Consider the following 7862-nt stretch of genomic DNA (forward strand, 5'->3'; position numbering starts at 1 on the left):
CTTCGATCTTCTGCCCATCAGTATGCTCCCCTGACATCAGGGTGTCGCCAGCTGGACTTGTCCCGCCGAGCAGCGGTCGACTCGCCATCATTCGAGCTTCGAGAGCTGGACGAAGTGGCACTAGCGTCTCTAAGGTGAACTCTGATGTAGAGCGCGAGTATGCCATCTGACCAGGGAAAACAAACAAGCCTGCAAACACTGGAGCAAGCTTGTAGTCAAACACTGATACAAGCTCAGGGCAGTGCGTTGATCAGGGTGTACCTTCCAATGCTGCCTCACACTTCCCAGACGGTCTGGATCATCGCGTGAGTCGCCATCTGAGAAAAGACACTCGCATGCGCTTGGATGAGTGCCGAGTCGCAAGCTCGTTAGCTGGCATGGTTGGCGGCCTGCACGCCAGTCGGTTCAGACGCGGGCAGCCGGGCTTGGTTGGGCAGTTGATCGCAAGCGGACGTGGCTACCTGGAAGCAGGTTCGACGGCAGGTGAAGATGGCCGTGAGAGCGAAGGCCTGCCTTCAGGTCAAGTGACCTACGGAAGCGCGTGCTTGCGGGTTGGCGGAGTGGGTCATTTGCTTGGGTGCCGATCGCCAAATCGGGCGCCTTGCCTGTCAGGACACCTGTCTCCGGGTTGGCTTCCGTACGGGAACGGTTACCTGTTTGCAAGGGGAGTTCCGTGCGGGACAGGAGGTGCAGATGCAGGCACAGGAGACAGTCCGTGGTTGGGCGAACATGTCCCTCAACAGGCATGCATGACTCCTGGCAGGACTGGACGCCAGGTGGCAGGCCAGGACATCAAGTTGGTTGTGGGTTTGATGTGGTGCAGGCATACACGCCAGGTGAGTCGCAGGACCGGCGGGGGAGTGGTGAGTCAGTACGGGGGCCTATTGGGAAACGCGTTGCGCGGCCTGAAGGGAAGCAGGGGTCCAGGTGGGTTCGGTGATGGATGGCGCCGCCAGTCGACCGGTCCACGTGCGGGTCCCGTGGTCTGCCGGTATGAACGTCGGCTTCGCCGCCCCGTCGCATGTCCAGTAGCCGACGGGCCGTTGGACTGGGCAGCACGTCGACACGGTGACCGGGTTGTCGGTTGGCGTAGTGACGGGACGCAGAGCACAACCGCGTGCGGGAGTGTGGACCAGTGATCAGGTTGCAGGACCCGCTGGGGCCGGGACTTGCTTGCACGCTAAATCCATAGTCGGTTGATGCGCATGTCGTCGTACCCGCATCATGATCACTCTGCTAGCCTGTGCATCACTTTGTGTCGCAACTTCGCCGGAGGTGACTGAGTTTATGGGAGTGACGGTTGCTCACCCTGCTGGAAGCACCACTGGCGGAGTGGTTACTGAGCCGAGTTGTCAAGCAGTGAACAGTCAGGCGAGCGGAGATGCGGGGTGTCACGTTTAAGCGCTATCACCAGATCCCTCGTTGACCAGCCCAGAAGGGGAGTTAGAGGGCTCTGCCGGCCCTCATAAGCGGGTTCGGGAGGGTACTCGGCATCAGGATCACGCGTTCTGAGGCTCAGAATCGTTCTGAGAGAACTTTCGCTCGGGCGAACGTCGTTAAAGCGGACATTTCGCCACCTGATCGCGTGCCAGCTTCCCGTTTTCACCGGGACTTCCCCGGACCTGAACGATATTGAGAGAGGATCCATGGCCAGTCCCTTCGCGGCACCTGACAGCCAGCAGCACCTGCCCCAGATCCCGTGGGCCTCGCTGTCGCACATCTTCATGTTCGGCAACGGCAAGGGTGGTGTGGGCAAGTCGTCGGTGTCGGCCAACGCTGCGGGCAAAGCGGCCCGCAGCGGGCTGCGAACCCTCATCATCGACTGCAACGCACAGGGCAACATCGCGCGTGAACTCGGCTACAAGCGTGCCGAGTGGAACGACGGGGGAGCGGGACTCCTCGAGTCCCTGCGCACTGGCACCCCCCTGACGCCCCGGCGAGGTGTGAGGGAGAACCTGGATGTCGTCATGGGTGGTCCGGCGCTCGGCGACGAGTTCGGCATCTTCTTCCACACGCTTCTCGCGAAGGAAGGCCCCCAGGCCTACCTGCGGCTGCTGATGTGCCTGCTGCCGATCGCACACGAGTACCAGATCATCATCCTCGACACCCCGCCCGAGAACCCGTCGCTCCAGCGACTCGCTCTCTCCACCGCGCGCTGGCTGATCATCCCGGTCAAGAGCGACGGCGGCGCCGAGGACGGACTCGCCCAGATCGGCCTGGAGTTCTCCTACGTCAGGTTCGTCAGCCAGCTCAACCCACACCTGGAGCTTCTCGGCGTACTCCTGTTCGATACGGGCCGGACCTACACGGGCATTCACGCCGATGTACGACAACAGGTTCACAAGGTGCTCGGCGAGGACGCCCACATGTTCAAGCACCTCATCGGACACACGGAATCGGTGGCACGCCTCGTACGCAAGCGCGGGTTGCTGGTCCAGGAGCTGGCCGACCGGCGCAGGGAGGGCGACCGGACCATCCCCGAGACCGTCGAAGGTCTGGTCTCCGACTACGAAGGATTCACTGAAGAGATGTTCGCCAGGGCACTCGAGCTCAGGAAGGAAGCTGCCGCATGACCCCGCCCAAGGGCAAGAATCGCATGGACGCGGACGACGAGCAGAGCATGTCCGACGAGGGAGTCGGCAATCTGTTCAGCGGAGGTGGAAGTGGTGGCTCGGCGGCCTCGTCGAGCGCGCTCGCCGGCTGGGCCACCGCCGCCCCGGCGCAGAGCCAGCCCGTAGCGCCGGTGACGCCGATGCCGACCCCTTTGGCCGCACCGTCGGTGATTCCCCAGCCCGCACGCGAGGCCGTACGGGAGCCGGACCCCGAGCTCGAACTCAACGACGCGGACACCGCGAAGCCCGTCGGCTTCTACGTGTCCCAGAACGTGGCGGCGCGCTTCCGCAAGTACCGCAAGCAGAACGACATCACACACACCCAGATCGTGCTGGTCGCCGTCGAGGCGGCCGCCGAGAAGGGACTCGCGCAGGTCGTCGAGGACGCGCGGCGCGCGCCCAAATTCCAGTCCAAACTGTTCGCCGTCACCGTGAAGCCCGACGACTCGGACCTGCGAGGACTCGGCCCCGTCCAACTGCAGTACAAACCGACCAAGGCCCAGCGGGCGATCATCGACCGCCTGGTGAGGGAGTCCGGCCTTCCGGACCACACCAAGTTCCTTGCCGTCGTGCTCGACCAGTTCCTTCCGGGACGCCGCGACGCCTGACCGGGTTGGAGAGGACGACCGGACACCCTACTCGCCCGGCCTCGTGTGACGTGAGGCCGGACGATTGCCTTCCGGATGTGCCTACCGTCATGACAACGGGATCAATTCGTCCGGGTCGGACCGTCCTACGGGTAGCACGCGATCATGCCGGGAGCGCTGGACCGGCCGGTGTCTGAGCGGCACGGGGCTGTCGGCTCTCCTCACCTTCTGGCCGGATACGAGTGAGCAGGACGTTGCGACCGACACCGTGATCGCGAGAGTGGCACGCTGCACCTGATCAGTACGGGCCGCACCATGTTGCCGGTCAGGGCAGCTCGTTCGCCTCGCTCTCGCCTGCAGCGTCCCGGTCAGTGCGGGCGACGCACCCGCTGTCCCGGCCGCCGAGAGCGATTCGTGCCAGGTCACGCAGCCACATGTGCGCGGGGTCGCCGTCGTAGCGCTGGTGCCACGACAGGTACAGCGGGGCTGGCGGCAGCTCGATCGGCAGGCGCAGCGCGGTCAGACCGAAAGCCGTGGCTGCCGGATGCACCGTGATGTCGGGGACGGTGAGAAGGACGTCGGAGACGCGAGCGAACGCGAATGCGGCCGCCTCGGTGGGTACGGCCGCCACCACCTGCCGGGTGAGACCGAGCTGTGCGAAGGCGTCGTCGAACGTGTTGCCGAGATGCCCGCGGCGCGAAACGGTGATGTGCTCGGCCGCCGCGTACTGCGCGGCGGTGACGGCCTGGTCGCGGGTGAGCGGGTGCCCTTGGCGTACGACGATCACGTACCGGCTCGACGTCACATGCGCGCTCCGGATGTCCGGCGTTGAGGAACGGTCCGCGTTGGCCTCCAGGTCGATCTGAGCGCGGCGCAACTCGGGTGTGTCGAGGCTCGATTCCGCGAGGAAGCGCAGCCGCACGCCCGGCGCCTGGCGGCGGACCGAAGACAGGAGAGCGGCTCCGCCAAGGGTGACCAGGGAGTCGTGCCAGCGGAGCGTGAAGGTGCGCTCCAAGGAGGCGAGGTCGAGTTCACGGCTGGGCGCCAGCACGGTCTGGGCCTGGAGCAGCAGCTCGTGCACATGCTCCCGGACGGAGACTGCGTAGGGCGTCGGGGTCATCACGCGGCCGGTGCGCACCAGGATTTGGTCTCCCGTCGTTCGCCGGATTCGGCCGAGGCTCCGGCTCATCGCCGGTGCGGTCACGTGGAGCCTCGCTGCTGCCCCGGCCACGCTGCCCTCCTCCAGAAGCGCGTCGAGTGCCGTCAGCAGATTCAAGTCCAATTGCATGTGAGTCATGTTAGACGTTCATGACATGCACTTGCTGTTAATGAAGTGGAAACATACGGTCGAGAGGCGAGGACGGATCGAAGGAAGATTCCCGCCCGCCCCATGACCCCCTCTTGGATGGGAGACCGTCATGCCCGAATCGACACGGAGTACCGTTTTGCCTGCCGAAGCCGGAGCAGAGGCACCTGTCTCGCCCTGCGCCGAGCTGCTGGCACACACGTCGGATGCCGTTCGTACGGCGGGTTCCGTCCTTCGGGAGCGCTTCGGCGACGCGATCCGCACCGACAGCCGCGACGATCTGACCCGGGCGCTCGCTGCCAACGACGACGCGGTACTAGAAGTGTTGAAGCCTCGCCTCACGGCCCTGCGGCCGGACGCTCGCTGGGTGGATGACGAGCTGCAGGGTGGATCGCTGCCCTCTGGCGCATGGTGGCTGGTGGATCCGGCGGAGGGCAATATCAACCACCTTCACGGCCTGCCGGAATGGGCAGTCACCACCACCCTGGTGCATGACAACCGCCCGATACTCACCGTTGTCCACCTGCCCTTGACCGGTGAGACCTATACGGCTCTCGCCGGGGGTGGTGCCCACCTGAACGGCCGGACACTGCGGGTGTCCGGGGCGACGGACCTCGGCCTCGCTCTCGTGGCGACCAGCCAGGCCAGGCCGGACGAGGACACGAGCATCGTGCGACGCATCGGCGCCTCCGTCACCGCGATGCTTCTCGACGCGCTCGTGGTACGCACGTCCGTGCCGGCCACCCTGCACCTGCTGTCCGTAGCCGCAGGCCGGATCGATGCTTTCTGGCAGTTCACCGGCGCACGCGCGGACCTGCTTCCCGGAGCACTCCTCGTGTCCGAGGCCGGCGGTCGGATCTCCGATGCCGCGGGACGCACGTGGACCCCGGACAGCGACAGCTTCCTGGCCGCCGCCCCGGGCGTGCACGCGGCCGCCGTCGCCACTCTCACCCGTTGACCACGCGGAATACCCCCCCGCACCGAAAGGACCAGGCCTCCATGACCCAGATCGCAGTACTCGGAAACGGTCGCGTCGGCGGCAACCTGACCACAGCTCTGACCCGAGTCGGGCACGAGGTGAGCATCGGAGGGCGTGCGCAGGGCTCGGCGGCCGACAGCACTCGGAAAGCGCACATCGTCATCAACGCGACGCCCGGCGACGGCTCACTGGAGCGACTGTCCGCTCTGCGTGAGGAGTTGCGAGGCAAGATCCTGGTGGACCTTGCCAATGCCACCGTCGACGGCCCGGACGGACTGCCCCGCGAACTGATCTACCCCGGATCGAGCCTCGCCGAGCGACTGCAGGCAGCGCTCCCCGACACTCACGTCGTCAAAACGCTGAACACGATGCTCTATCCGGTCATGACCGCGCCGGCCGCACTCGTTCAGAAGCCGACGGCCTTCCTCTCCGGCGAGAGCACGGAGGCCAAGCAGGTGGTCCGCGGGCTCCTGGGCGACCTGGGCTGGCAGCCCGAATGGATCACGGACCTCGGCGGGATCGAGACCGCTCGGGCTACCGAAGCCGCCGTGCTGTTCGTACCGCATGTGATCCGCTCCGACGGATTCGTGCCCTTCGCCGTGTCGATCGCCCGCTGACGCCGCGACCCCTTGTACGGAAGGTGACTGTCTTCCGCACAGGGGGTCGCTCGCGAGTGCGCCGGCTCTGCACTCAGAAGGCGTGCCTCACCCGGCTCGCAACCCGCTCACTTCGGGATCGGGCGTCGCAAGTCCCAGTAGCCGGGTGCCGGTCGCATGTCGAATGAGGCGTTGAGACCGATGATCGCGTCGTTCGTATCGTGATTGTGCGTATGTACTGACCGTGCGCCAGCACGGTGGGCCCGGAGAAAGGAGTCAGACTTCAGCGCGCGGGCTATGCCGGTCCTGCGGTGAGTCGTCACCACTCCGGTGAAGAGGGTGTACCAGGTGTCGCCGTCCTTCTCCGGTGCCAGGGCTGTCAGGCCTAGGGCCGGTCGCTCGATCTCTTCATCCTCGCGTTCGTCGCGTTCGGCCAGCAGCAGGATGGTGTTCTCCGGGAAGTAGTCACCTGCCTGCCTCACGTCACCCTCCTCGGTCGGCAAGTCAGGAAGGCAGCGCGCGGCACACTCCAGTACTTCGTCGATGTCATGAGGCAGGTCCGCCTGGCGAATTCGCACGCGGGCAGACCGGGAGGCCTCATGCGCGGCCGCCTCCAACGTGCGGTGCTGGGAGGCCAGATCGAGGCCCCATCCCACGCTGTGGCTGTGCACCGTGTAGCCGTACTGTTCAGCGAAGCGCCGCCCCTCGGTGAGGTCGTCGCGGAGCCGGTAGAAGGCAGGCAGCGTTTCCTCCTTGAGCCGCTCAGTCAGCAGGTCAGCGAGTGCGCTTCCCACTCCGGCCCTGCGCGCGGGCTCGGAGACGGAGACGAGCGTGATGACTGAACCGGGAAACGCGGGGTCCCTCGACAACAGGGCCGCGCCCACGACCACTCCGTCTCGTTCCGCCACGAACGCCCAGCCGTCCTTCCCGGCCTCCGCAGTGGCCAGCTGAAGTTCCAGATGGTGGCGGATGCCCGTAGCGCTTGCGAGCATCAGCAGATCTGCTGCCACGGTGATGTCGACCGGACGCAGGGGCCTCAGAACAGAACCAGATTGATGCAAAATAATAGAAATCCTTCATGCCTATTGGTTTGAATCGACGGAAATCGCGGCGGGGTGTTACGTCGTTCCCAAGGAGACTGCCACCCGCCGCGCTGTTCCTGACAAGTGACGACTCCAGCATTGTCACGGGCAGTGCCCTCGCAGTTGACGGCGGCATGGGGTAAATCCGATCGGCGGACTGCTCGGCGACGTCGTCGGGGGCAGGCAGTCCGCGAAACCCTCGTCGAACTCCAGCCAAGGCCCTGGGGACGAGTCCGCTGTACGACGCTGTACGCGTCGATTCTCCGATCCGGTTGTCGGGGCCCAGACCGAGATCTCCGGCTGCCTGACTACCCGCGCGGATGCGCTGTTCGAAGGGTTGCTGCCGACAGTGCACGATGGCGCCGGCGGGCGCCGGGAGGTGTTGAGCCGGGCAGCCAAGCGGCCCGGCAACCTGGCCGTCACGGCGTCCTGGGACTCACGGTCCGGGCAGCGTCAGCAGTCACCGCCCTCGACGACACCAGGTCACCACGAGGGCCGCCAATGCCGCCCCTCGGTCGGCTGCCCGCGACTTCACGGGCAGCCGACCGATCAGGCAGCCGGCTTCTGCGATACGTTCGATTCCGGGGGGGGGGGGGGGGGGGGGGGGGGGGGGGGGGGGCACTTAGGTCAGCCCGGCGGAGGGGAACGGTGGTGTGGCGGGGGAGGGCGTGGGGGTGGGCCATCCCCCGATGGCAGATTG

General features: G+C 65.9%; 6 protein-coding genes. 4 read left to right on the plus strand and 2 right to left on the minus strand.

From position 1 onward, the window contains the following. The first annotated feature begins 1646 nt into the window (after positions 1–1646). Together ACH4D3_RS40775 and ACH4D3_RS40780 are read left to right on the plus strand one after the other, a co-directional pair. A complete protein-coding gene (locus ACH4D3_RS40775) occupies positions 1647–2573 on the plus strand; it encodes a ParA family protein (RefSeq protein ID WP_134655075.1) in 927 nt (308 codons plus the stop codon). Beyond that, positions 2570–3220 (plus strand): hypothetical protein, encoded by a 651-nt coding sequence (locus ACH4D3_RS40780; RefSeq protein ID WP_398332819.1) that lies wholly within the window; start codon positions 2570–2572, stop codon positions 3218–3220. Before ACH4D3_RS40775 ends, ACH4D3_RS40780 begins: the two co-directional genes overlap by 4 nt. A 304-nt stretch (positions 3221–3524) precedes the next feature. Here the strand turns inward: ACH4D3_RS40780 and ACH4D3_RS40785 are convergent, their stop codons facing one another. Then, positions 3525–4487 carry a LysR family transcriptional regulator gene (locus ACH4D3_RS40785; protein ID WP_398332820.1) on the minus strand — a complete coding sequence of 321 codons (963 nt, stop codon included), beginning with the start codon at positions 4485–4487 and terminating at the stop codon, positions 3525–3527. Between the two features lie 130 nt (positions 4488–4617). On the opposite strand from ACH4D3_RS40785, the gene ACH4D3_RS40790 reads away from it, so the two are divergent. Further along, positions 4618–5463 carry an inositol monophosphatase family protein gene (locus tag ACH4D3_RS40790; RefSeq protein WP_398332821.1) on the plus strand — a complete coding sequence of 282 codons (846 nt, stop codon included), beginning with the start codon at positions 4618–4620 and terminating at the stop codon, positions 5461–5463. 41 nt (positions 5464–5504) lie between these two features. Continuing rightward, on the plus strand, positions 5505–6101 hold the full coding sequence (locus tag ACH4D3_RS40795) for an NADPH-dependent F420 reductase (RefSeq protein WP_134655071.1): 597 nt from the start codon (positions 5505–5507) through the stop codon (positions 6099–6101). A gap of 107 nt (positions 6102–6208) precedes the next feature. Here ACH4D3_RS40795 and ACH4D3_RS40800 read toward each other — a convergent pair whose 3' ends face one another. Beyond that, positions 6209–7090 carry a GNAT family N-acetyltransferase gene (locus tag ACH4D3_RS40800; protein ID WP_398332822.1) on the minus strand — a complete coding sequence of 294 codons (882 nt, stop codon included), beginning with the start codon at positions 7088–7090 and terminating at the stop codon, positions 6209–6211. Positions 7091–7862 lie beyond the last annotated feature (772 nt).

The organism is Streptomyces sp. NPDC018026 (assembly GCF_044327745.1).
GTDB lineage: Bacteria > Actinomycetota > Actinomycetes > Streptomycetales > Streptomycetaceae > Streptomyces > Streptomyces rubrogriseus.